This is a genomic window from Cupriavidus sp. FW305-F7, assembly GCF_058782875.1.
In genome coordinates this window covers 1-24,557 of record NZ_JBYSYC010000072.1, presented here as the reverse complement: position 1 = coordinate 24,557, position 24,557 = coordinate 1, and the positions used below count along the sequence as shown (strand labels likewise).

The following is a 24,557-nucleotide window of genomic DNA, read 5'->3' as shown; positions in this document are numbered from 1 at the left end:
AAGTAGGTCATCGCCAGGCTCTTATACCGCAGAACCCCCAGCCCCAAAAGGCTGGGGGTTTTTGCTTTGGCGCGGCGGAATATCGCACCCGCGCCACCTCATGCCGTCATCCGCCGGTCCGCGACAGTCAGTGCAACGCCGGCCAGGCAGCAGCCTCCAACCAGCAATGCGGCTGGGACGGTGCCGTGCACTGCCAGTGAGCCGGCCGCGATCGGTATCAGCATCAGCACAGCCAGGTTGTTGATGCTTTCCGAGACGGCCAGGACCTGTCCCTTTGCCGTCGCAGCCCGCCGAGCCAGTATGGCGGTGCTCGATGGTGCCGCGATGCCGAGTGCCGCGCCCCATGCCAGCAGGCAGCCAAGCGACCCGGGCAACCCCAGGATGGCTGTCGTGAACAGGGTCATCGCCACGGCGACAAGCGCGGTGGCTACCATCAGAACACTTTCCTCGCGCACGAAGCACTGGCTGGCACGCCCTGCCAGCAGATTGCCGACGCCCAGGCCGAGGCCGAACACTGACAGTGCCGCGCCGACACCGGCCACGCCGAGCCCGTAACGCAGTCGCAGCACTTCCCCCGCCAGTACATAGCCCGCCACGGCGCTTCCATTCCAGGCGCCTTTCGCGATCAATGGCAGCAAGATGCCTGAAGATGTCGCGGTGTTCCTGAGTTTTTCCTGGGAATCGCCGCTGCGCGGCAGATTGCACGGAAGTACGTGGCAGCCGGCAAGAAATGCGGCCAGGCAACCACCGGCAGTGACAAGGAAAGGTGCGCGCCAGCCCAATCCATCGGCCAGCACCCCAGCCACTGCCGGGCCTGCGGCAATGCCAGCGGTCATGCCCAGCATGACGCTGCCCATGGCGCCGGCCTGTCGCGCCGGGGGAACCAGATCTGCGATCAATGCAAAGACTGTGGGAATCGTGGCCGCGGCGGTGAGTCCGCCGAGGATACGCAGTGCCATGGCGACATGCAGCGTAGGCGCGAGCGTAAGGACGATGCCATCCAGCGCGAACAGCAGCAATGCAGCCAGCAGCACGCGGCGCCGACCGGCACGATCGGAGAACCAGCCTATCAGCGGCGCGGCGACGGCATAGGAAAGGGCATAGGCAGATACCAGTCCCGATGCGCGAGCCGGGGTGGTGGCAAAGGCGCCTGCAAGTGGCGCCAGCATCGGTGACAGCATGAATTCGGCAGCGCCGACCATGCACACGGCGAGGGCAAGCACGGGCAGCAGGCAGGGAGATGGCATGGGGAAGCCTCCTCGGACTTCAACATTGAGGGGACGTGGCGATACCGGCCGAGACGCGCAAAACGCGACGCAACAAGACGGCATTACCGCCTAACAGTGGGTAAATCCGGAAAATGAATGCGCCGCTGAGTCGGGCGCGAAGAGGCGGTGCGAGCTGGCACCGGCTACTGCGAGAATGGGCAATTCAGAACGATCGCCGGAGAAGTCGGGGATGATTCTATAACGTAATGCCAGCAATTAGGGCCACCGGTGCCTGGCACCGGCGGCATGACCGACAAGAAGCTTAGTCGGCTTCGATCTGCATCGACTTCAGTAGCGGCTGCCACTTGTCGCTCTCGGCCTTGAGCAGCGTGCGCAGGCCTTCCGGCGTCTGCTTGTCGATCGGCACGATTTCCGCGCCCAGGCCATCGAGCTTCTTGATCACCACGGGATCTTGCAGCCCCTTCTGTAGGGCCTTGGTCAGCCGCGCCACCACAGCGGGCGACGTGCCCTTGGGCGCGTAGATGCCATGCCAGACCTTGACGTCAAAGCCCTTGAGACCGCCTTCCTGCAGCGTTGGCGCACTGGGCAGCGCCTTGATCCGCGCCGGCGTGGTCACGCCGAACAGGCGTACGCGGTCGGCCTGGATATGCGGCAGCGTGGCCGTGGTCTGGTCGCACAGCAGGTCGACCTGGCCGCCCAGCAGCGCGGTCAGCGCGGGGCCGGCGCCCTGGTAAGGGATCGCATTGAGCTTTACGTGGACCGATTGCTCGAACAGCACGCCGCATAGCTGCGATACGGCGCCCAACCCGGCATTGGCCAGCGACACCTTGTCCTTGTTCTGCGTCACGTAGCGGATCAGTTCCGGTACGGTCTTGGCTGGCAGGTCCTTGCGGCCCATCAGGGTCATCGGCACGTCCGCCACCTGGCCGACATACTCGAAATCCTTCAGCGGCGCGTAGGACAGCTTCTTGTACAGTGCCGGCGCGGTCGCCATGCCGTTATGGTGGATCAGCAGCGTATAGCCGTCCGCCTGTGCGCGGGCGACAAAGGCGGCAGCCACAGTGCCGCCGGCGCCGGTGCGGTTTTCCACCACCACGCTCTGGCCGAGATCCTGCGACATCGCCTGCGCCAGTGTGCGTGCCACGACATCGGTCGGGCCGCCGGCGGAGTAGGGGACGACCAGCGTGATCGGCTTGCCGGGGTAGGCGTCAGCCGCCGCCGCGCCGCTTGTGCCAGCTAGCGCCGAAGCCATCACCATCACGCCCGCCAGCCATCGTGGCGCGGCGTGCAAATCCTTCGCATCCTTCATGCTGTCTCCAGATTGGTGCCGCACCGTGAGTCCGGGGCGGCTTGTCGGGGGGTGCGCGGCTAGCATGGGGGCATGCCGCGGCGACCACAATCTGGTTCTCGTGAAGGGTGCCTAATCCCTGATGAAAGATCAGGCCGGCTGGCTGCTAACCCAGTTGCCTCGCTACCGCACCGCTCAGGCGACTTCGGCCACGCGCACTTCCACCAGCAGCTTTTTCAGTTCCGGCACGCACGAGCCGCAGTTGCCGCCGGCCTTGACGCAGGCGGTGATCTCCGCAGGCGTCTTCAGGTCGTGCTTGCGCACGGCGTCGCAGATGGTGTTGCGGCCCACGCCAAAGCACGAGCACACCGTCGGGCCGGTGTCGGCGCCTTTCTCCATCGGCTGGCCGAGCAGCAGGCCGATGCGGTCGGCGTCTTCCAGCTGCTCGCGGCCGAACAGGCCGGCGAGCCACGCGCGCGAGGGCAGCTCGGGCCGCGTCGACACGTAGACGCACGCTTCAAGCCGGTCGTTGACGACATAGCCCGCATGGTAGACGCCGGCGGTGCGGTCCTCGTACTCGAGCCAGTCGGCGTCCGGGTCGGTCACGCCGAGCAGCGCTCGGGCCCAGGCGGTGCGGTCGGCCACGGTGTCGCGGCCGGCGAATTCATAGCGCTGGAACTGTCGGCCCTGCACGCGCGTCCAGTAGGTCAGCGCTTCGGCGGGCAGCGCGCCGCGGCTCAGCACGAAGCCATGCCAGTTCACGCCGAATGGCTCCACGCGTACCGGCGTGTGCTTGAATTCGGGCTCGCCGGAAACGGGATCGACCACAGGATTGACCAGCGCGCCGACGCGTGCGTCGGAGCTGAACTGGCCGTTCCAGTGGATCGGCACGAACACGCTGCCGCGCGGGATGCCACCGCCATGGCGCACGCGTGCCACCATCGCGCCCCAGCGCGTGCTGACGCGCGCGAGCTTGCCTTCGCCCACGCCGGACAGCAGCGCGTCCTGCGGGTGCATGTCGACGAAGGGCTCGGGCAGGTGGTCGGCCAGCTTGGCCGACTTGCCGGTGCGCGTCATGGTGTGCCACTGGTCGCGCACGCGGCCGGTGTTGAGGATCAGCGGGAAATCGTCGTCGGGCGCGTGGGCCGGCGAGCGCGGCGGCGTGGCGACAAAGCGGGCCAGGCCGTCGGCATGGGCGTAGCGGCCATCGGCAAACAGGCGCTGCGTGCCGGCGCCGGCCGGAGCGCCCGCGGGCAGCGGCCATTGCACGGGCTCCAGCGCGTCATAGTGCGCCTGGTCCAGCCCGGCCAGCGCGCCGATGTCGAACACGCGCGGTGCGGCATCGTTGCGCCAGGCGCTCAGGCGCGCGTGCTCGTCGAAAATTTCATGCACGCCCGCATAGTCGAAGCCGTCAAAGCCCATGCGGCGCGCGACGTCGCACAGGATCCGCCAGTCGGCGCGCGCCTCGCCAGGCGCGGGCAGGAAGGCGCGTTGACGGGAAATGCGCCGTTCCGAGTTGGTAACGGTGCCGTCTTTCTCGCCCCACCCCAGCGCGGGCAGCAGCACGTGCGCAGCGGCGTTGGTGTCGGTGCGCTCGATGATGTCGCTGGTGACCACCAGTTCGCACCTGGCCAGCGCGCGGCGCACCTGGTCGGCGTCGGGCAGGCTCACCACGGGGTTGGTGGCGATCACCCAGACCGCCTTGACGCGGCCGGCTTCGATGGCCTCGAACAGTTCCACCGCCTTCAGGCCCGGGCGGTCGGCCACCATCGGCGATTGCCAGAAGCTTTGCACGACGTCGCGATGCAGCGGGTTGGCCAGTTCCATGTGTGCGGCCAGCATGTTGGCCAGGCCGCCGACCTCGCGCCCGCCCATTGCATTGGGCTGGCCGGTGAGCGAAAACGGGCCCATTCCCGGGGCGCCGATGCGGCCGGTCAGCAGGTGGCAGTTGATGATGCTGTTGACCTTGTCGGTGCCGGCCGACGACTGGTTGACGCCTTGCGAGAAGGCGGTCACGGTCTTTTCGGTCTGCGCGAACAGCTGGTAGAACGCCAGCACGTCCTGCACGTTCAGCTTGCAGGCGCGGGCCACGGCAGCGGGATCGGCGCAGGCCGCATCCGCGGCCTGCAGGGCTTCGTCCAGCCCCGCGGTGCTGGCGGCGACGAAGGCGGCGCTGGTGCGGCCTTCGCGCGCGAGGTAGCTCAGCAGCCCGTTGAACAGCCACACGTCGGTGCCCGGGCGGATCGCCAGGTGCAGGTCGGCCAGTTCGCAGGTGGCGGTGCGGCGCGGGTCGATCGCCACGATCTTCATCTCGGGGCGCGCTTCCTTGGCCTGGGACAGGCGCTGGAACAGGATCGGATGGCACCACGCGGTGTTGGAGCCCACCAGCACCACCAGGTCGGCCAGTTCCAGGTCTTCGTAGTTGCCCGGCACCAGGTCTTCGCCGAAGGCGCGCTTGTGGCCGGCCACGGCCGACGACATGCACAGGCGCGAGTTGGTGTCGATATTGGCGCTGCCGATGAAGCCCTTCATCAGCTTGTTGGCGATGTAGTAGTCCTCGGTCAGCAGCTGGCCCGAGACATAGAGCGCGACCGAATCCGGGCCGTGGCGGCGGACGATGTCCGAGAAGCCTTGCGCTACGGTGTCCAGCGCATGGTCCCAGGAGACTTGCTGCAGCGAGCCGTCGGTGCCGCGCACCTTGGGGTGGAGCAGGCGGCCTTCCAGGTCCACGGTTTCACCGAGCGCCGAGCCTTTCACGCACAGCCGGCCGTGATTGGACGGGTGCTGCGCGTCGCCCGCGATCTCGACCTGGCCGTCGGCACGCACGGTGGCGCGCACGCCGCAGCCGACGCCGCAGTACGGGCAGGTGGTGGCGGTGGTGGTGGTCAGTGTCGCCGAGATGACCGGGATGTCGGACAGGTTCACGCGTTCTCCGTGCGGGGGCGTTGTATAGCTTACTTACGGTGATGCTTATGCGGCGAGCGCTTCGCACTGCGCCTGACCGAACAACAGGCGCTGGCGCAGCGCGCCCACCGGCGTGCGGCGTTGGATCATGTCGAAGTACCAGGGGCCGTCCTGCACGTCGCCGTACAGCACGGCGCCGACCAGATAACCGTCCTGCAGCACCAGGCGCTTGTAGACGCCGCGGCGCGGATCGCGCAGCACCAGGTCTTCACTGCCTTCGGCGCCGATGAAGTCGCCGGCAGAATACAGGTCGACGCCGGTCACTTTCAGTTTAGTCGCGGTGGCCTGCTGCACGTAACGGCGATGGCCGGCACCGGCGAGGTGCGCGGCGCACACGCGCGCCTGGTCCCAGATCGGCGCCACCAGGCCGAAGGTGGCCTGGCGATGCTGCACGCACTCGCCCACGGCGTAGATGCGCGGATCATAGGTCTGCAGCGTGTCGTCGACGACGATGGCGCGCTCGCAGTGCAGGCCGGCGCCGGTGGCCAGTTCGATATTGGGGCGCACGCCGGCGGTCATCACCACCAGGTCGGCGGGGATCTCGCTGCCGTCCTTGAAGCGCACGCCGGTGACGCGGTCGGTGCCGAGGATCTCCGCGGTCTGCGCGCCCAGCAGGAAGCGCAGGCCTTTGCGTTCGAGCGCGCTCTGGAGCAGCGTGGCGGCGGGCTTGTCGAGCTGGCGCTCCATCAGGCTGTCGGGCAGGTGCACCACGGTCACGTCCATGCCCTGGCGCAGCAGCCCGTTGGCCGCCTCCAGCCCAAGCAGGCCGCCGCCGATCACCACCGCATGGCGGTGGTCGCGCGCGGCTTGCTGCATGGTCTCCACGTCCTGGATATCGCGGAAGGCGATCACGCCGTCGAGCTGGTGACCCGGCACCGGCAGGATGAAGGGCTTGGAGCCGGTAGCCAGCAGCAGGCGGTCGTAGCGCACTTCGCGCCCCGAGGCTGAACGCACGATGCGGCGCGGGCGGTCGATGGCCACCACCGGATCGCCGGCAAGCAGTTCGATGCCACGCTCGGTGTACCACTCGCGCGTATTCAGCATGATGTCCGCCACCGACTTTTCGCCGGCCAGCACCGGCGACAGCAGGATGCGGTTGTAGTTGCCGTGCGGCTCGGCCCCGAACACCGTGATGTCGTACAGGTCCGGGGCGAGCCTGAGCAGCTCCTCCACAGTGCGCATGCCGGCCATGCCGTTGCCGACGACGACCAGGCGCGGGCGGGCTTGGGGGTTGGCGGAAGGCGTCATGCCGGCATCTCCGTTGGCGTGGCTTGAGGACAGGGGGAACATCAAATGGGCGCCGGTGTCAGGCGGCGAGTTCTTCCTCGGCCTCGCTCACGGCCACGCCGGCGGCAATCCAGATCTTGCCGTCATAGACGCGTGCGGCGTAGGCATTGACCGAATGCTCGGGGGCTTCCAGGCACTCGCCGGTGCGCAGGTCGAAGTGATGCTTGTAGATCGGCGAAGCCACCACCAGGCGCTCGCCCAGGTTGCCGACCAGCCCGCGCGACAGCACCGCGGCCTGCGAGTTGGGATCGAAGTTGTCGATGGCGTAGACCTCGTCGCCACGGCCGATGCGGAACACGGCGACCTGCTTGTCGTCCACCAGCGCGCACACACCAGTGTTGGGCACGATATCGCGCACGGTGCAGACGGCGGTCCAGGTCTCAGGATGGTGGGGATGGCTCATCACGTTCTCCTTGTTTGCGGGCACGGTCAGGCTGCTTTCGCGGGCATGGACACCACGGGAATGTGGCTCAGGCGGGAACGATGCAATTTCCGTTCCTCCGGCGTGGCCGGGCGGATCTGCCCGCGCTCTTCGATGAAGGCGACGTTGTCGTCGCGGCGGTCGCTGTTGACGAAGTGGCGGAAGCGCTTGCGTGTCTCGGGATCGGTCACGGCCTTCTTCCACTCGTCTTCGTAGGTGTCGACCACGTGCTGCATCTCGGCTTCCAGTTCGGCGGCGAGGCCCAGCTTGTCGTCCAGCACCACGGCCTTGAGGTAGTCCAGGCCGCCTTCCAGGTTGTCGCGCCAGACGCTGGTGCGCTGCAGGCGGTCGGCGGTGCGCACGTAGAACATCAGGAAGCGGTCGATGTAGCGCACCAGGGTGTCGTGGTCGAGGTCGCTGGCCAGCAGCTCTGCATGGCGCGGCTTCATGCCGCCGTTGCCGCACACGTACAGGTTCCAGCCCTTGTCCGTGGCGATCACGCCAACATCCTTGCCTTGCGCCTCGGCGCATTCGCGGGTGCAGCCGGACACGCCGAACTTGATCTTGTGCGGCGCGCGCAGGCCCTTGTAGCGGTTCTCCAGTTCGATCGCCAGGCCCACCGAATCGCCCACGCCATAGCGGCACCACGTGGAGCCCACGCACGACTTCACCGTGCGCAGCGCCTTGCCGTAGGCATGGCCCGATTCAAAGCCGGCGGCGATCAGTTCTTCCCAGATGAAAGGCAGTTCCTCGGCACGTGCACCAAAAAGGTCCACGCGCTGGCCGCCGGTGATCTTGGTGTAGAGACCATATTTCTTTGCCACCTGGCCGACCGCGATCAGGCCCTCGGGCGTGACTTCGCCACCCGGCATGCGCGGCACCACCGAGTAGGTGCCGTCCTTCTGGATGTTGGCCAGGTAGTAGTCGTTAGAGTCCTGCAGGCTGGCGTGCTCTTCCTTGAGCACGAACTCGTTCCAGCACGAGGCCAGGATGCTGCCCACTGCCGGCTTGCAGATATCGCAGCCCATGCCCTTGCCGTGCGCTTCCAGCAGCGCATCGAAGGTCTTGAACTTGCCCACGCGCACCAGGTGATACAGCTCCTGGCGCGAGTACGGGAAGTGCTCGCAGAGATGGTTGTTGACGGCCATGCCCTGCTTCTTCATCTCGGCCTTCATGATCTGCGTGACCAGCGGCACGCAGCCGCCGCAGGCGGTGCCGGCCTTGGTGCAGGTCTTGAGCGCGCCGATGCTGGTGGCGCCGTCGCACACGGCCGAACAGATCTCGCTCTTGGAGACGTTGTTGCACGAGCAGATCTGGGCAGTGTCGGGCAGGGCGTCGGCGCCCAGCGCGGGCTTGGCCTTGCCGCTGCTGTCGGGCAGGATCAGGAATTCGGGCGACTCGGGCAGCTCGATCTTGTTCAGCATCATCTGCAGCAGCGTGCCGTACTCGCTGGCGTCGCCGATCAGCACGCCGCCCAGCAGGTACTTGCCGCAGTCGGACACCACCAGCTTCTTGTAGACCTCCTTGCGGTCGTCGCAGAACTGGTAGAAGCGCGCGCCCGGCACGGTGCCGTGCGGGTCGCCGATGCTGGCCACGTCCACGCCCATCAGCTTGAGCTTGGTGCTCATGTCGGCGCCGGCAAACTCGGCGGCTTCGCCCTGCAGGTGGCGCGCGGCGACGCGGGCCATGTCATAGCCCGGCGCCACCAGGCCGTAGATCTTGCCTTGCCACAGCGCGCATTCGCCGATGGCGTAGATGTCGGGGTCCGAGGTGAGGCACTGGTTGTCCACCACGATGCCGCCGCGCTCGCCCACCGCCAGGCCGCTGGTGCGCGCCAGTTCGTCGCGCGGGCGGATGCCGGCCGAGAACACGATCATGTCGGTGTCGAGGTGGGTGCCGTCGGCAAACACCATGCGGTGGGTGCCGTCTTCGCCGTCGATGATCTCCACCGTGTTCTTGCCGGTATGCGCGGTCACGCCCAGGCCATGGATCTTCTGGCGCAGCATGCGGCCGCCGCCTTCGTCGACCTGCACCGCCATCAGGCGCGGCGCAAACTCCACCACGTGCGTCTGCAGGTCCATGTCGCGCAGCGCCTTGGCGCACTCCAGGCCAAGCAAACCACCGCCGACCACCACGCCGGTCTTCGAGCGCGCACCGCATTCGCGCATCGCTTCCAGGTCTTCGATGGTGCGATAGACAAAGCAGTCCTTGCGGTCCTTGCCCGGCACCGGCGGCACGAAGGGGTAGGAGCCGGTGGCCAGGATCAGCTTGTCATAGGACAGGGTCTCGCCGGTCGATACCTTCACCGTGCGCGCGGCGCGGTCGATCTCTACCGCACGCGCATTCAGGCGCAGCAGCATGTTGTTGTGCTGCTCGAAGAAGCCGGCGGGCACCAGCGACAGGTCCTCGGCTGACTTGCCGGCGAAGAACTCGGACAGGTGCACGCGATCGTAGGCGGGACGCGGTTCTTCGCACAGCACGGTCACTTCCACGTTCTGCGCGCCGGCTTCCGCCAGGCATTCCAGGAACTTGTGACCCACCATGCCGTGGCCGACGATGATCAGTTTCATGATGCTTTCCTTGTCCGGTAGTCAGTCTTTGCTGCTTGTTGTGCTGTGGGAGCGATGCTTCAAAATCAGTTGGCCATTGCGCTGTCGTACAGCGCCTGCTCCTGGGCCTTGTGCTCGGCGCTGAAGCGGATGGCGATGGCGCAAAGGGCGGCGATGGTGGCCAGCACGCCCAGCACCGTCAGCGTGTGCTGCAGGTCGCCCAGGCCCTTGAGCAGGAAGCCCGCGGCGACGGCGCCCACGTTGCCGCCAGCGCCGATGATGCCGGCCACGCCGCCCAGCGCCTTGCGGTCGATAAAGGGCACCAGGGCGTAGGTCGCGCCGCAGGCCATGTGGGTGAACAGGCCGAACAGCAGCATCGCGACCACCGCCAGCGTCACGTTGCCGGCCTGCGCGAACCACAGCAGGCCCAGGCCTTCGCCCAGAATCAGCACGAACAGCAGCGTGGCGCGTGCGTCCAGGCCGCGGCGGCGCGCCGCCTTGTCCGACAACCAGCCACCCAGGGCGCGGGCAAACAGCGCCAGCAGGCCGAAGCTCGCGGCGGCCATGCCGGCGGCCTTCAGGCTCAGGCCGAAGCGGTCGACGTAGTACGAGGCGGCGATGTTGTGGATGAAGATCTCCACGCCGAAGCAGGCGCCGTAGGTGATGAACAGCAGCCACACGCGATAGTTGGCGCTGGCGGCGCGGAAGCTGGCCCAGCCGCCGCCCTTGCCGCCGTCCTTGCCGGTGATGGCGATGCCGCGGGCGCGCAGGTCCGAGTAGTTGCCTTCCGGGCAGTCCTGGGTGAAGCGCCAGTAGACGACGGCCATGATCAGCATCAGCACGCCCGGCACCAGCAGGGCGAAGCGCCAGCCGAACGCGTGGTCGGCGCCGAGCATCAGCACGGCGGCCAGCAGCAGCGGCATGATGGCTTGCGCGGCGCCGCCGCCGGCATTGCCCCAGCCGGCCGCGGCTGCGTTGGCGGTGCCGACTACGTTGGGCGCGAACATCACCGATGTGTGGTACTGCGTGATCACAAAGCTGGCGCCGACTGCGCCGATCAGCAGGCGGAAGGTCAGGAAGGTCTCGTAGTTCTGTGCCAGCGCCACGCCCAGCACCGGCAGCGCGCCCAGCGCCAGCAGGCCGGTATAGGTCTTGCGCGGGCCGAAGCGGTCGCACATCGGGCCGATCACCAGGCGCACCAGGATGGTCACCGCCACCGCCGCGATATTGATGTTGGCGATCTGGCCCGGGGTCAGGCCGAACTCGCCCTTGAGCACCGGCATCAGCGGCGCGCAGGCAAACCACGCAAAGAAGCAGACGAAGAACGCCATCCAGGTCAGGTGGAAGGCGCGCATCTGCGGGGTCTTAAAGCTCAGCAGCTCGATGCGGGTGGCTTTGGCGGTCATCGTCCTTGGCTCCAAAAACAAATGGCGTCCCGCAAACCAGGCCATTCAGGCCAGTTCTGGGGACGCCGTTGTCCTGACAGCCACTACATGGAATAGAGGCTGCGTATGTGGGGTGGGCCGGTCGCCGTTGACGGACCCGTACCCTGTTACGCAAGGGGTGTGCCAGGCCGGTATGTGACGGTGAGTGGGGGTTTGTTGCGCTGAGGTGCGGCGGAGTGATGCCGGGATGCGCTGTGGTGGGGCGGCCGCCGGGCTGGCGGCACACTCATGGTGCAGTGCGGTGGGCTGCGCTGGTGCGGTGCAATACCGCGCTCGGTGCTACTGGTCCGAAGCCGGGGACTGGGCGTTGACGGGGACGATCCGCATATCTCGCGGCGATACTTCCGCGCCGTCCTCGTCGACCAGTGCCGCGCGTACCAGCTTGCCGCTGGCGCGCGAGCGGATCTGCACCGGGCCTTCGCCGGACGGGGCCATGTGGCTGTCGCCCCACTGCATCAGGCCGACCAGCACCGGCAGCAACTCCACGGCGGCGCGGGTGGGGCGGTATTCGGAGCGTTCGCGCTCGCCGGGCTCGCGGTAGCCGACCTTGCGCAGCAGACCGGCGTCGGTCAGCGTCTTGAGGCGCGCGGACAGCACCGCGGGCGAGCATTCCAGCCGGCGCAGGAAGTCGTCGAAGCGCGTCACGCCGTGGAAGACGTCGCGCAGGATCAGCATTGTCCACTTTTCGCCGATCAGCGACAGCGTGGCGGCAATCGAGCAGTGGCGGAGGTCGGACGCATTGGGGGTCATGATGCGGGCAAGCATAGCATGCTGACTTCATTTGCAAAAGTCAGGTTATCTCCTATACTCTGACTACAAATTTTGAATCCAGATGGTGCCAGGATGGATGATCAAAGCGAAGCCCGCACGGGCAAGGCGGAAAGCTGGATGGTGGGACGGGGCGTGCAGGTCACGCTGCGCCGTACGCGGCCACAGGATGGTGGGGCGCTGCGCGCGCTGGTGGACGGGCTTTCGCGTGAGAGCCGTTACTTCCGCTTCCTGAGCGGCGGGCGCGTGGTGGACGCGATTGTCGACGGCCTGGCCGCGCCAGGCCCTGGCGGGGTGGCGCTGGTGGTGGAGGCGCCCGACGCAGAGGGCGTATCAGCCATTGTCGCCAGTGCGGAATACGTGGTGTCCGGGCAGGTCGGGGAATTTGCCGTGGTCGTTGCCGACGGCTGGCAAGGGCAGGGACTGGGGCGGCGCCTGATCGCCAGGCTGTGCGAGCTGGCCCGCGCGGCCGGCCTGCGCACCCTGCGCGGCGACGTGCTCAGCGAGAACCGCCGCATGCTGGCCATCCTGCGCGGCCTCGGTTTTGCCAGCCGCCGCAATCCGGAGGACAGCTACCTGCATGAAGTCACGCTGGCGCTTGGCCAGCCGGCGCGCAGCGAGCTGCGGCTGCCGGCGGACTGGTTCAGCGCGTCCTGAGCCCAGCGGTCAACCGGCTTCGCGCTTGCCGCGCGAGGTCATGGTGCAGCCGACCGAGGCGGTGATGATGCTGGCGATCGCCAGCCATTGCAGCGCGTTCAGCTGTTCATGCAGGAACGCCAGCCCGGCCAGCGCGCCCATCGCCGGCTCCATGCTCAGCAGGATGCCGAAGGTGCGCCGGTGCAGCCGCTTGAGCGCCACCATCTCCAGCGAATAGGGAATCGCGCTCGACAGGATGCCCACCGCCAGCCCGAACAGCAGCAGCGTCGGGCTGAACATCGCGGTGCCCGCATGCGCCAGCCCGAACGGCAGCACCACCAGGGCCGCTATGGTCAGCCCCAGCGAGGTGGCCTGCCCGCCGTGGGCGTTGCCCGCCATCTGCCCGAACACGATATACAGCGCCCAGCCCACCCCCGCGGCAAGCGCATAGCCGATGCCCACAGGATCCAGCGTGCCGGCGGCATCGCCCACCGGCAGCAACAGCAGCAGCCCGGCCACGGCAAAGGCGATCCACAGGAAATCGATCGCGCGCCGCGACGACAGCACCGCGACCGTCAGCGGCCCGGTGAACTCGATCGCGATCGCCAGCCCCAGCGGGATGGTGCGCAGCGACATGTAGAACAGCAGGTTGGTCGCGCCCAGCGCCGCACCGTACAGCGCGATCGCGCGCGCGTTGGCCCGCGTCAGCGGGATGCGCCACGGGCGCCAGACGCACAGCAGGATCAGCGCCGAGAAACTCACCCGCAGCGCCGTGGTGCCCTGTGCCCCGAGCGCCGAGAACAGGCTCTTGGCAAACGAGGTGCCGATGCACAGCGAGGCCATCGAGCCGGTCAGGGCCAGCACGGCGATCAGGGTCGAGCGACGGTGGGCGGCGGTTTGCGGCAATTTGGAGATCCTGTTTGATGGCGTGGCCTGTGCAATGCTGCCGCATCATGCGGCAAGCACGGCGCAAGCGCCATATACAGGTGTGGACCAGCGGCTCAGTACAGTTGGCCGTGCCCCGAACACGCCGCTGTTCAGTGGTCCCGCGCCGCCGCCTTGCGCCGCTTGCCGGACTTGCTGGCGCAGTCCGGGCAACGCCCCAGCAGCGTCAGCTCGTGGTGCTCCACCTCGAAGCCCGGCGGCGTGATCTCTTCCATGTGCCCGGGACACCCTTCCAGCGGAAATACGCGATCGCACGTCAGGCACTGGAAGTAGTGGCGGTGCGTCACGGCGCCGGGTTCGCCCGCCAGTTCATAGCGGTCGGGCTGGCCCGGCAGTTCCACCGCATGCACCTGCGCATCGTCCAGCAGGGTGCGGATGTTGCGATAGACCGTGGCCAGACCCAGGGACGGCACCTGGCGCTGTGCCGCGGCCAGGATTTCGGCCGGGCTCAGGGGCCGGCCAGCTTCGCGCAGCGCGTCGATGACGGCGCCGCGTTGACGGGTCATGCGTTCCATGCCTAAAATTTTAATGAGAAATTATTATCATTAGTGAGTCGCTGCGGTTTGCCAGTCGGATGGCCGCCGCCGCGACTCGTTTTTATTGGGGTGTTCCTTATGCTGCTTGCGCAGCCCAGCCGTGCCCGGCACCGCATGCCGTTTTCGTTCCTGCCTGCTGTACCAGACTTGCGCCCGGTCCAGGCGCGCTCATTGCGGCCGGTGGCCGCCCTGATGCTGGCGATGTCCGGCCTGGCCGAGGCGGCGGATACCGCCGAGGCCTCCGATATTACGCTGCCGGCGGTGTCGGTGGTCGGCACGGCCTCCGCATCATACAACCCACCCGACGCCTCCGGCGCGACCCGCACCGACACGCCGCTGCGCGAGATTCCGCAGTCAGTGCGCGTGGTGCCGCGCGCCATGCTGGACGACATCGCCGCGACCCGTTTCGACCAGTCCTTCGACTATGTCAGCGGCATCGCGCGCCAGAACAACTTCGGCGGCCTGTGGGACAACTTCGCCATGCGCGGCTTCACCGGCCATGAGAACACCGGCGCGGGCTACCTGGTCAACGGCTTTGCCGCCAACCGCGGCTATACCGCGCCGATGGATGCGGCCACCATCGAGCGCGTGGAAGTGCTCAAGGGCCCCACGTCATCGCTGTACGGCACCAGCGAGCCGGGCGGCACCTTCAACGTGGTCACGCGCCAGCCGCAGTTCCGGCCCGCGCAGCGCTATGGCTTCGAGCTTGGCACGCGCGACGGCTATCGTGTCACGGCCGACGTCACCGGCCCGCTCGGCGAGAACGTGGCCGGCCGGCTGATCGCCGTGGCCGACCACCAGGGCAGCACGCGCGACTACATCAACAGCCAGCGCTACCTGGTGGCGCCGTCGTTCACCTGGACGCTCGGTAACGACACCGTGCTGCAGTACGCGGCTGAATTCCAGCGCTACACCACGCCGATGGACCGCGGCGTGGTGGCCGTCAACGGCCAGCTGGGGCGCATCCCGCGCTCGCGCTTCCCGGGCGAGCCCGGCGACGGCGACATGCGGCTGGACAGCAGTGGAACATGGACACGTACGAGCGCCAGCGCAATCTCGGCGCCTACTTGCAGGACCAGCTGAGCCTGGGCGAGCGCTGGCGCGTGCTGGCCGGCGTGCGCTTCGACGCCGTCGACCAGTCGCTGGACAACCACCTGCGCGGCACGCGCACCACGCAGCACCAGAACGCGGTGTCGCCGCGCGTGGGCGTGAGCTACCTGGCCAGCCAGAACGTGTCGCTGTTTGCCAATGCCAGCCAGTCATTCCGCCCCAATGCCGGCGCCGACGCCGCGGGCCAGCCGTTCGACCCCGAGCGCGGCCGCGCCGTGGAGGCCGGCATCAAGTTCGACAGCGAGGACCGCCGCACCGGCGCCACGCTGGCGATCTTTGAGATCCGCAAGCGCAATGTGCTGGCCGCCGACCCGTCCGATCCGTCCTTCTATATCGCCGCCGGCGAAGCGCGCAGCCGCGGCCTGGAGCTGGACGTGGCCGGGCAGCTTGGCACCCACTGGCGCGTGTCGGGCAGCTTTGCGCTGACCGATGCCGAGATCACGCAGGACACGCGACTTGCCGCCGGCACGCCGCTGTCCAACGTGCCGCGCACCAGCGGCAGCTTGCTGGCGGTGTACGAGGATGCCGCGCCGGTGGGCCAGCGCTATGGCGTTGGTGCCCGCCTGCGTTACGTGGGGCGGCGTCCGGGCGATGTGCAGGACAGCTTCTCGCTGCCAGCCTATGTGCTGGTGGATCTGCATGGCTACTGGCAATACAGCCGCAATGTGCGTGTGTCGCTCAATGTGGGCAACCTGTTCGACAAGACCTACTACGCCAGTTCGTACAGCAGCCTGTGGATTGCGCCGGGCGCGGGCCGCAGCGTGCGGCTGGGCGTGCAACTGAGCTATTGACGATGCTGCCAGCCAAGTCGCGCACTGCCGCGCCCCTGTCTTCTCCGACAGTCTTCCCTTCTGCCGCGGGCACGCGGCCGGCCGGCGGCCGGCTGCCGTCCATTGATGCTCTGCGCGGACTGGTGATCCTGACCATGCTGCTGGACCACGTGCGGGATATGTTCTTCCTGCACGTCCAGGTGGCCGATCCCATGGATGTCGCCACGACCTCTCCGGCACTTTTCTTCAGCCGGCTCGCCGCGCATCTGTGCGCACCGGTTTTCATCTGGCTGGCCGGCGTATCGGCGTGGCTCTACGGTGCCGCCGGCCACGACCGGCGCGCCGTCAGCGGCTTCCTGCTCAAGCGCGGCGTGTTCCTGGTGCTGCTGGAGGTGACGCTGGTCGGCTTTGCCTGGACCGGGACCTTGCCGCCGCAGGTGATCTACTTGCAGGTGATCTGGGCCATCGGCCTGAGCATGATGGCGCTGGCGGCACTGGTATGGCTGCCGCGGGCGGTGCTGATTGCCGCGGGCATTGCGCTGGTGGCTGGCCACAACCTTCTGAGCCCGCTGCATTTCCCGGTGGACAGCGCCTGGCACGTGCCCTGGGCCATCCTGCACGACCGCACCTGGATCGAGGTGGCTGACGGCTTCAGGGTGCGCACCTCATACCCGGTGCTGCCGTGGATCGGCGTGATTGCGCTGGGCTATGCGGCGGGGCCGTGGTTTGCCGCCACGGTGCCTGCCGGGGTGCGGCAGCGGCTGCTGGCTGGATGCGGGCTGGCGGCGCTGGCAGGCTTTGCGGTGCTGCGCGGGCTGAACGGCTACGGGCAGGAGCAGAAGTGGATCTCGGGCAGCGACGCCTTGCACACCGCGATGAGCTTCCTCAACGTCACCAAGTACCCGCCGTCGCTGCTGTTCCTGCTGCTGACGCTGGGAGTGGGCTGGTTGCTGCTGGCGTGGCTGGAGCGTGCGCAGGGCGGCTGGATCGCGCGGCGCATGGCCGTGTTCGGCGCCGTGCCGATGTTCTTCTACCTGCTGCACCTCTACGTGCTGCAGGGGCTGTACCAGGCCTGCGTGCACCGCTGGGGACTGAACCAGGGCAAGGTGTTCGGTCTCGACCACGTCTGGCAGCTGTGGCTGGGGGCGGCCGTGCTGGCCCTGGTGCTGTGGCCGACGGTGCGCTGGTTCGCGGCGCTGAAGGCAAGGCGGCGGGACTGGCGCTGGCTGAAGTACTTCTGACCAGCGCCTGGGTCCCGCACGCCCGGCTCAGCGCGGCGTAGCCGCGACGGGTGCCGGCTGTGCCGCCGCCGGGGATTGCGCCGGAGCCTGGGGTTGCGCTACGGCCTGGGGCTGGGCTGCGGCCTGAGCCGGTGCCACGGCTTGCGGCTGTGCGGCGGCTTGAGGCTGTGCGGCAGCTTGAGGCTGCGCCACGGCCTGGGACCGCGCTACGGCTTGAGGTTGCGTCACGGCTTGAGGCCGTGCTGCCGCCTGGGGCTGTGCCGCGGCTTGCGGCCGCGCGGCGGGTGCCTGGCGTGCGCCGCCATTGGCCGCCGGGGCGGCCTCGGTCACCTCGCGCCAGCCGCCGCCCAGCGACTTGTACAGCGATACGCGGCTGGTCAGGCCGGCCAGCTTGTACGTGATCAGCGCCTGCTGCGCGGTGTAGAGCTGGCGCTGCGCGTCGAACACGCCGAAGTAGTCGTCCACGCCGTTCTTGAAACGCATTTCCGACAGCCGCCGGGTCTCGCTGCCTTCGCGCACCAGGGCTTCCTGCGCCTGCACCTGGCGCTCGTAGGTGGCGCGTGCCGCCATGCTGTCGGCCACTTCGCGGAACGCGGTCTGGATGGTCTTCTCGTAGTTGGCGACGTTGATGTCCTTGCGCACGTTGGCCGCATCCAGCCCGGCACGGTTACGCCCGGCGTCGAAGATCGGCACGGTCAGCTGCGGCGCGAACACCCACGCCATGCCGCCGGAGAACAGCCCCGCCAGGCTGCTGCTGGCCACGCCCAGCGCGCCGGTCAGCGAGATGCGCGGGAAGAAGGCCGCGCGCGCCGCGCCGATATTGGCGTTGGCCGCCTTGAGGCGGTGCTCGGCGTTGAGGATGTCGGGGCGGCGCACCAGCACGCTGGACGGCAGCCCTTCGGGGAACTCGCTCACCAGGGTGCGCGCGTCCAGCGGATCTTGCGCGGCCGCGTTGGCGTTGGCAGTTGCCGCGCCGGCATCGGTCACGGATTTCGGCAACGGGCCGCCGATCAGCAAGGACAGCGCGTTCTCATCCTGCGCCACCTGCCGCGTGTATTGCTCAACGCCCACCTGCGAGGTCTGCACCTGGGTTTGCGCGCGATGCTGGTCCAGTTGCGCCATCGCACCGACCTGGCGCCCGCGCCGCACCATCTCTGCCGCGTCCTGCTGCGTCTTCAGCGTGTCCTGCGACAGCTTCAGCAGCGCGCGGTCGGCCAGCAGCGTCAGGTAGGCGTTGGCCACCTCGGACACCAGGCTGATCTGCGCGCTGCGGCGCGCTTCTTCCGTGGCCATGTATTCCTCGAGCGCGGCATGCTTGAGGCTGCGCACCCGGCCGAAGAAATCAAGCTCGAACGCGGTGAAGCCGATGCCTGCGTTATAGGTGGTGATCTGCGGCGACTGGCCCGCCGCGCGCAGCCGTTGCGGCAGCCGCTGCGAGACCATGCCGGCATTGCCCTCCACCGTGGGGAATTGCGCCGCGCGCTCGATCTGGTACAGCGCGCGCGCTTCGTCAATGGCAAGCGTGGCCATGCGCAGGTCGCGGTTGTTGGCCAGCGCCAGTTCGATCAGCTGCCGCAGTTGCGGGTCGATGAAAACATCGCGCCATCCCAGGTCCGCGGCCGAAGGGCCGGCGGGTTGGGCCGGCTGACCCGGCTGTGCCGCACTGGCCTGCGGGGTGCGGTAGGCAGCGCCCTCCGGCCACGCCGACGGGACCGGCGCGTCGGGGCGCTGGTATTGCGGTTCGAGCGAGCAGGCCGCAAGGGCCAGCACGAGCGCGGCGGGCAGCAGCAGGCGCGGCGGGGGCAGGGTACGGGGGCGTGGCAAGCTTCGCATGGATGGTTCCGGAGAGTGGGGATTGTTATCTGGCATGGTTCAGCCCAGCAGCGCGCGCCGCACAAAGCGCGACAGCGCCAGCTTGGGCCGCCCCTGCCGGGCGATGTTGTGTGCGGGATCGGTGAACAGCAGCCGGATCAGCGCGTGGCGCGCCGCCATGCCGGCGTTCAGGGCGATGCCCAGCAACTGCCCGTCGCGGCGCACCACGCGGCACGGGATCCAGCCGGTTTGCTCCAGCCACAGCGCGCCCTCGGTGCCGGCGAGGATGGCTGGCGCCAGCGGCGTGGTGACGGCAACGCCGTTGCAGGACAGGTCCCTGGTGGTCACGCGGTATTCCTTGCCATCCACGCGCAGCAGCGCTGCCGCGCGGTGCGGGAAGCGCTCTTCCTTGCGCGGGCGCGGCAGTTCCACGCAGACCAGCAGCGAGGCCAGGTACAGCATCAGCGCCACCCCGGTCCAGATCGTGTTGAAGGCGAGCCCTTGCGCATCGGGGTCCACCACCAGGGCGCGGCCCAGTCCCAGCGCGGAGAAGCCCAGCAACCCCGCGTACAGCACAACGAACTTGCCGTGGATCACCAGCTTGGAGCGGTCCAGCCCCTTGTTTGTCACCTTGAATGGCCGCCCGAATGGCTTGAACATCGCGCTCACCAGCGATGCGGTGACGGCCAGCGCCGCCACGATCTGCGTGACTTCGGTGAAGATCGGCAGCGCGCGCTGGCCGGTGATCCAGATGCTGTACGCCCAGTACGCCACCAGCGCCGGCAGGCCGTAGGCGAGGAACTGCAGCGGCTCGCCGTACAGCGTAGAGACGCCGAGGTACCAGTACAGCAGCGGCCCTGCCAGCAGCATCAGCGTGAACGGCCGCGACAGCCAGTGCAGCAGGCCGTGCACGTAGTGCAGCCGCTGCATCCCGGTGTAGCCGCGCCCGCGCAGTGGCCCGTCCGCGGTCAGCGCCACCTGGATCGTGCCCAGCCCCCAGCGGCTGCGCTGGCTGATGTACTCGGGCAGGCCTTCGGCGGACAGCCCCACGCTCAGGCGCTCATTGAGCCAGCGCGTGAGATAGCCGTGCGGCAGCAGCCGGTAGGTCAGGTGGATGTCCTCGGTCACCGTGCCGGTGGGAAAGCCGCCGATCAGGTCGATCAGATCGCGCCGCACCACGAACGAGGTGCCGATGCAGAACGCCGCGCCCCAGGCGTCCTTGGCTGGCTGCATCACGTCGAAGAAGGCGCGTTGCTCATCGACCCAGCATTCGGTGGCGCGCAGGTTGTACTGGATCGGATCCGCGTTGTAATAGAACTGGGGCGTCTGCACTACGCCCACGCGCGCATCGCTGAACAGGCCCACGGTTCGCAGCAGGATATTGCGATGCGGCGCGAAGTCGGCGTCCAGCACCAGGATGTAGGGCGCGCCGCCGGCCGCGGCGCTGTGGCGCAGGCCGTTGTTGAGATTGCCGGCCTTGGCGTGGGCATTGTCCGGGCGCGTCACGTAGCGCGCGCCGACGCGTTCGCAGAACTCGCGCAGCCAGTCGCGGCGGGTGTCGTCCAGCACCCAGACGCGGAAGTCCGGGTAGTCGATCGCCAGCGCCGAGACAATGGTCTTCTCCAGGATGTCCAGGCCTTCGTTGTAGGTGGCGATGAAGATGTCCACCGGCGGCACCTGCTTGGCGCGGCGCAAGGCGGCCTCGCCCGCGTCGGCGTCTGGGGTGTGGTTGCTGGTGCGCGCCAGCACCACGATCGACAGCAGCGTATAGGCCAGCGTCATGCATTCGAAGGTAAAGAACACATGGGCCCACACGCTGGCGAAGGTCATCTGCCAGTCCGGCAGTGTTTCGCGGATGCGCCAGGTCAGGTACACCGCCAGCAGCAAGGCGGCGACGCCGCCGAACAGCACGCGGTCCGCCGGCCGGTCATGCCGGCACAGCATCGAGAGCAGCACCATCGCCAGCAGCACGCCGCCGTTGATGACCAGCAGCGTCTGGTTTTCCAGGAAGAGGGCGAACATCGTCAGTCCTTGGTGGTGTTGGTGCTTGCATTGGCCGGCGCGGCCGCAATGGCCGGCGGCGGGCAGGATGGTTCCAGGCATCCGCCCGGACGGAAGGGGTTCCAGCGCGCCGCGGCCAGCACGGCCCATGCGGTGGCGCCCAGGTGGGGCAGGTGGAAGTAGTGGAAGTCCTCCGTGGTCGAGGTGGGCCCGATCGACAGCCCGGTGCTGATGCGTGCCTCGGGCGTGGCGTAGAGCATCCCGGACGGCGCCCGCTGCGACAGCAGCAGCTGCCACAGTGGCTGCGCCTGTTGCGCCTGCCCGGCGGCCTGCAGCACCAGCGCGGCCTGCCCGGTGCCTTCGGTCCAGATGCCGTCGGGGCCGCCCTTGAAGCCGTAGCCTGCGCCGGCGCGGTGCTTGGCCTCCACCCACGCCAGGTTGCGGCGCCAGTCCTGCGGCGGGTCCGGGATCGCGATCAGCGGCCACAGCACCGCATCCAGCGCGGACGGGCCGGAGTTTGGCGCGCGCCCATCGTCGCGCGTGCCGATGATGAAGCGGCCCTCGCGCGCCTGCCACATGGCGCCGACAAAGCCGCGCGAGCGCGCCGCGCCATCGCGCCAGCGCGGATCGTTGCGCTGGCTGGCGAGCCAACTGAAGGCGGCATAGGTATCGACGTTGTGCTCGGTCGATTTCCACCCCTGGCGGGTCTGCTTCGGCTCATGGCCGAAGAAGCCGCCGATATAGCCGGCGGGCGCGCCCGTGTCGGGCACGGTGGCATGCACCCAGCCCATCAGCGCGGCGGCGCCATCCAGGTAGCGTGGATCGCGCGTGGCGTCATGCACGGCCAGCAGCAGCAGCGCGGCCCAGGCCACGTTGCCGGTGGCGGTGCCGGCCTGGTAGGCATCTTCAAACCAGCGCTTGCTGGGTTCGTCCCACCAGCCTGGCAGCGGCACCGGGCCAGCCGGTAGCGGGCCGGCGCGGTAGGCGTTGCGCAGGCGCGCATCGCGGAAGTGGCGGTCCTGGCGGGTCGCCTGCAGCACGGCGTCGGCAATGCGGCGCGCTTCGGCGGGGCGCTTGCAGGCCACCAGCGCGATGCCGGCCAGCGCGTTGTCGTAGACGAAGGCGGCATTGCGCAGCGCCGGGGCCAGCGGCTCGCCGCCCGGCGCGGGTTCATAGCTGGCGAGGAAGACGGGGCCGTTGCCGCTTTCACGGCTGACGCGCTCGGCCAGCGTCTTGCAGCCGTCGGCCAGCAGTGTCTGCTGGGCAGGCTCGGCAGCGCGCGCCGCGCATGGCGCCAGCGCGAGCATGGCGGGAAGCAGCGCGCCGGCAACCAGGCGGGGCAGGCGTAGGCGTGCGGTCGGGATCGGCAGTCGCATCCGGGTCTCCTTTGCCTGCGTCGGCGGTTATATCAGCGATGCCCGCAGCTGGCCCAGCCAGCTCTGGTTCAGCGTCACGCGCGCCCAGCGGCCCATGCCGCAATGGCCGGATTGGCTTGGCCCTGCCGCTGCCCCTGCCGCTGCCCGTGTTGCTGTCCCTGAGGCAGCAGCCTTGCCCGGCACGTTGTCCAGCGGGCGGTCGAGCTTGGCGATCACATAGATCTCGTTCTTCTCGATCGGCGGGAATGGCACGAAGTAACGCGCCTGGTCGCCGTCCGGCGCGCGCGGCAGCACCTCTGCCACCGATGCCGGCAACGCCGTGGGCACGCCGTCGACATGCACGTTCAGCCGTGCACCGGGCAGCAGGTTGTCGCTGAGGCTGCGCGGGAACACCGCCACCACGCGCGTCTGCGCGCAGTTGCTGGCGCGCGCCAGGGTGGCGCCGGCGGCCACGCGCATGCCAGGCTGCGCGATCAGGTCTTCGATGGTGCCGGGTTCAGTCGAGCGGATCTCCAGGTTCGAGAGCCGGTCGAGGCGTTCCTGTTCCGTGGCGATCATCTCCTCGACCGACTTGCCATAGGCCTCCAGTTGTTCCAGCTCTGCCGTCAGCTGTGCCGATTCCGCGCTCAGCACCTGGCGCCGCTGGGCCAGCGTGGCACTGGGACCGTCGGTGGACGAGGCATAGACCTTGTTGCGCGCGGCCTCGCTCACGCCGACGGCGTTATCCAGCTCGGCCTTGGCCGCAGCTTTGGCATTGGAGAGCATCGACAGCTGGTAGCGCGAGGCATTGGTGTAGGCCTCGCTGACCGCGCCGGCCCACTGCATGCTCTGGTTGCGGTTGACCACTTCCTGCTGCTGGTCTTCCTGTGCCTTGGCCGATGCCAGGCGCGCCTCCAGCGCGCGTACGCGCGCCCCGTGCTCGCGTTGCGCAGCGCTGTTGTAGCGCTGCAGGTCCTGCTCGGTGGCGGCCATCAGCCGGCGGTTGCTTTCCAGCCGCGCCTTGGCAGAGTCATAGCGCTGCTGGTTGTCGAGCTTCTTGCCGGTCAGGTCGACCAGCAGCGAACGGTCGATGTTCGGGTTCTGCACGATCATCAGCGCCTGGTTGGCCGAGAACGGCTGGTCCGCGGCCACCATCTGCTTCATCACGATGCCTTCCACGGGAGACGTCACCAGGCTGACCGGGCTGTTCACCACGGCCCGCTCCGACGAGCGCGTAAACACATTTGGAAACATGATTGTCAGTACGGCCCAGATGATGAACAGCACCACGCCGTAGCCCGCCATGCGCGGCACGATGTGCCACAGCGGCACCGGAACGGGCTGCGGGCGTTGCACCAGGCCGTCGCCGTGGGGCTGGCGCAGCGGTGCCGGTGTCAGCGGGTGTTGTCTGGGTGGCGGATTATTGCGCTGGTCGGCCATGGTGTTGTTCTCCGGCAAGCAAAGTCAAAAAAGCGTCCCAGCCGGCATGCACAGGGTGCAGGTCGGATGAGCGAAATTCCAGGCAAGCAGGTAGCGTCGCGCAAGGGCTGTCGCGCGGTGCCCGGCTTGCATGTCCCCAATTCAGTTTGTTGTCTGCAGCACGCGCGATGTGGCCAGGCCGTATCGGCGCACCTTGCAATTGGGCCGACAAGCAGCCCGTGGATTAGCCCGGCTTCATCCGGGCAGAGTTGAACAATGGCCAGTCAATGACCACGAAGTGGCAGCCCGCTGACGCAAAGATTCATGCACTCAGGCCGCCGTGTGTGAGTTAAAGGCTAGTCAGTTGCCCCGTCCCTTGCTGTAAAAATGTGTAAGGGGAGGCTGTAGCACTGCTTAACACGGCGGTAACATGGCATGCGATGAACGACGAATGCAGCACACATTGACGGGGTTTTGACCAGGTGCGCGGCAAGCCTCGGCGTTTAGCAGGCTGCTGAAGTACTCACCATGGAAGCGGCGGAGCTTCCCCCAAAAGGGCTGGTGTGTTCGCTACATTTCACATCCGGAAGCCGGGCTTCACTGCGTCGTTTTTTTTTCGCGTTTTGGCGCTCATTTCCGGCCTCATTACCGCGATTACTGCAACTGCGGACGGATTTTTCCCAGCGAGCGCATGCGCACGAGGTTGTAGGCAGCCATGCTCAGCACAAACATCTGGTCGACCTTCTTGAGTCCGCGCACCATCACCTGACGCATGCGGCCA

General features: G+C 68.0%; 18 protein-coding genes and 1 pseudogene. 4 read left to right on the top strand and 15 right to left on the bottom strand.

Going from position 1 to position 24,557, the window contains the following annotated elements:
- Positions 1-98 precede the first annotated feature (98 nt).
- The 8 genes from AC3WL8_RS37395 to AC3WL8_RS37360 all read right to left on the bottom strand — a co-directional run bounded on the left by AC3WL8_RS37395 (position 99) and on the right by AC3WL8_RS37360 (position 11,948).
- Entirely contained in the window at positions 99-1,247 is a 1,149-nt protein-coding gene (locus AC3WL8_RS37395) for an MFS transporter (protein ID WP_492380002.1), read from the bottom strand.
- Between the two features lie 283 nt (positions 1,248-1,530).
- Complete coding sequence (locus AC3WL8_RS37390; RefSeq protein WP_492380001.1) at positions 1,531-2,538, bottom strand: tripartite tricarboxylate transporter substrate-binding protein; 1,008 nt, start codon at positions 2,536-2,538, stop codon at positions 1,531-1,533.
- A gap of 174 nt (positions 2,539-2,712) precedes the next feature.
- Positions 2,713-5,442 carry a molybdopterin-dependent oxidoreductase gene (locus tag AC3WL8_RS37385; protein WP_492380000.1) on the bottom strand — a complete coding sequence of 910 codons (2,730 nt, stop codon included), beginning with the start codon at positions 5,440-5,442 and terminating at the stop codon, positions 2,713-2,715.
- A gap of 45 nt (positions 5,443-5,487) precedes the next feature.
- A complete protein-coding gene (locus AC3WL8_RS37380; protein WP_013952407.1) occupies positions 5,488-6,729 on the bottom strand; it encodes an NAD(P)/FAD-dependent oxidoreductase in 1,242 nt (413 codons plus the stop codon).
- Positions 6,730-6,787: 58 nt separating this feature from the next.
- Positions 6,788-7,171 carry a nitrite reductase small subunit NirD gene (gene nirD / locus AC3WL8_RS37375; RefSeq protein ID WP_041228566.1) on the bottom strand — a complete coding sequence of 128 codons (384 nt, stop codon included), beginning with the start codon at positions 7,169-7,171 and terminating at the stop codon, positions 6,788-6,790.
- Between the two features lie 26 nt (positions 7,172-7,197).
- Entirely contained in the window at positions 7,198-9,759 is a 2,562-nt protein-coding gene (gene nirB / locus AC3WL8_RS37370; protein WP_153956619.1) for a nitrite reductase large subunit NirB, read from the bottom strand.
- 65 nt (positions 9,760-9,824) lie between these two features.
- Positions 9,825-11,144 carry an MFS transporter gene (locus AC3WL8_RS37365; RefSeq protein ID WP_013952410.1) on the bottom strand — a complete coding sequence of 440 codons (1,320 nt, stop codon included), beginning with the start codon at positions 11,142-11,144 and terminating at the stop codon, positions 9,825-9,827.
- A 318-nt stretch (positions 11,145-11,462) separates the two neighbouring features.
- Entirely contained in the window at positions 11,463-11,948 is a 486-nt protein-coding gene (locus tag AC3WL8_RS37360; protein ID WP_211981009.1) for a winged helix-turn-helix transcriptional regulator, read from the bottom strand.
- Positions 11,949-12,026: 78 nt separating this feature from the next.
- Here AC3WL8_RS37360 and AC3WL8_RS37355 point away from each other — a divergent pair, with 78 nt between their 5' ends.
- Entirely contained in the window at positions 12,027-12,608 is a 582-nt protein-coding gene (locus tag AC3WL8_RS37355; protein WP_153956620.1) for a GNAT family N-acetyltransferase, read from the top strand.
- Between the two features lie 9 nt (positions 12,609-12,617).
- Here AC3WL8_RS37355 and AC3WL8_RS37350 read toward each other — a convergent pair whose 3' ends face one another.
- Positions 12,618-13,493: an EamA family transporter gene (locus AC3WL8_RS37350; RefSeq protein WP_211981010.1), complete on the bottom strand. Its 876-nt coding sequence runs from the start codon at positions 13,491-13,493 to the stop codon at positions 12,618-12,620.
- A gap of 131 nt (positions 13,494-13,624) precedes the next feature.
- Positions 13,625-14,047, bottom strand: a complete 423-nt coding sequence (locus tag AC3WL8_RS37345; protein WP_153956622.1) for a Fur family transcriptional regulator — start codon at positions 14,045-14,047, stop codon at positions 13,625-13,627.
- Between the two features lie 99 nt (positions 14,048-14,146).
- Between AC3WL8_RS37345 and AC3WL8_RS37340 the strand changes: the two genes are divergently transcribed.
- From AC3WL8_RS37340 to AC3WL8_RS37330, 3 genes are read left to right on the top strand one after another with little or no spacing between them, the layout of a single operon-like run.
- Positions 14,147-15,151, top strand: a complete 1,005-nt coding sequence (locus tag AC3WL8_RS37340) for a TonB-dependent siderophore receptor (protein ID WP_249221264.1) — start codon at positions 14,147-14,149, stop codon at positions 15,149-15,151.
- Positions 15,097-15,969 (top strand): TonB-dependent siderophore receptor, encoded by an 873-nt coding sequence (locus tag AC3WL8_RS37335; protein ID WP_249221265.1) that lies wholly within the window; start codon positions 15,097-15,099, stop codon positions 15,967-15,969. Before AC3WL8_RS37340 ends, AC3WL8_RS37335 begins: the two co-directional genes overlap by 55 nt.
- A 2-nt stretch (positions 15,970-15,971) precedes the next feature.
- Positions 15,972-17,189, top strand: coding sequence for an acetyltransferase domain-containing protein (locus AC3WL8_RS37330; protein ID WP_211981011.1), 1,218 nt, complete (start codon positions 15,972-15,974; stop codon positions 17,187-17,189).
- A 27-nt stretch (positions 17,190-17,216) separates the two neighbouring features.
- Here AC3WL8_RS37330 and AC3WL8_RS37325 read toward each other — a convergent pair whose 3' ends face one another.
- From AC3WL8_RS37325 to AC3WL8_RS37305, 5 genes and pseudogenes are all read right to left on the bottom strand, one after another.
- On the bottom strand, positions 17,217-19,022 hold the full coding sequence (locus AC3WL8_RS37325; protein ID WP_041228568.1) for an efflux transporter outer membrane subunit: 1,806 nt from the start codon (positions 19,020-19,022) through the stop codon (positions 17,217-17,219).
- Between the two features lie 39 nt (positions 19,023-19,061).
- The gene (locus AC3WL8_RS37320; protein WP_211981012.1) at positions 19,062-21,023 is read right to left on the bottom strand and encodes a glycosyltransferase; all 1,962 of its coding nucleotides are present in this window, start codon (positions 21,021-21,023) and stop codon (positions 19,062-19,064) included.
- Positions 21,024-21,025: 2 nt separating this feature from the next.
- Positions 21,026-22,378 carry a hypothetical protein gene (locus tag AC3WL8_RS37315; RefSeq protein WP_211981013.1) on the bottom strand — a complete coding sequence of 451 codons (1,353 nt, stop codon included), beginning with the start codon at positions 22,376-22,378 and terminating at the stop codon, positions 21,026-21,028.
- Between the two features lie 27 nt (positions 22,379-22,405).
- The gene (locus AC3WL8_RS37310; RefSeq protein ID WP_211981014.1) at positions 22,406-23,797 is read right to left on the bottom strand and encodes an HlyD family secretion protein; all 1,392 of its coding nucleotides are present in this window, start codon (positions 23,795-23,797) and stop codon (positions 22,406-22,408) included.
- Positions 23,798-24,430: 633 nt separating this feature from the next.
- Positions 24,431-24,557, bottom strand: a pseudogene (locus AC3WL8_RS37305) (IS5/IS1182 family transposase); the annotation flags it as partial.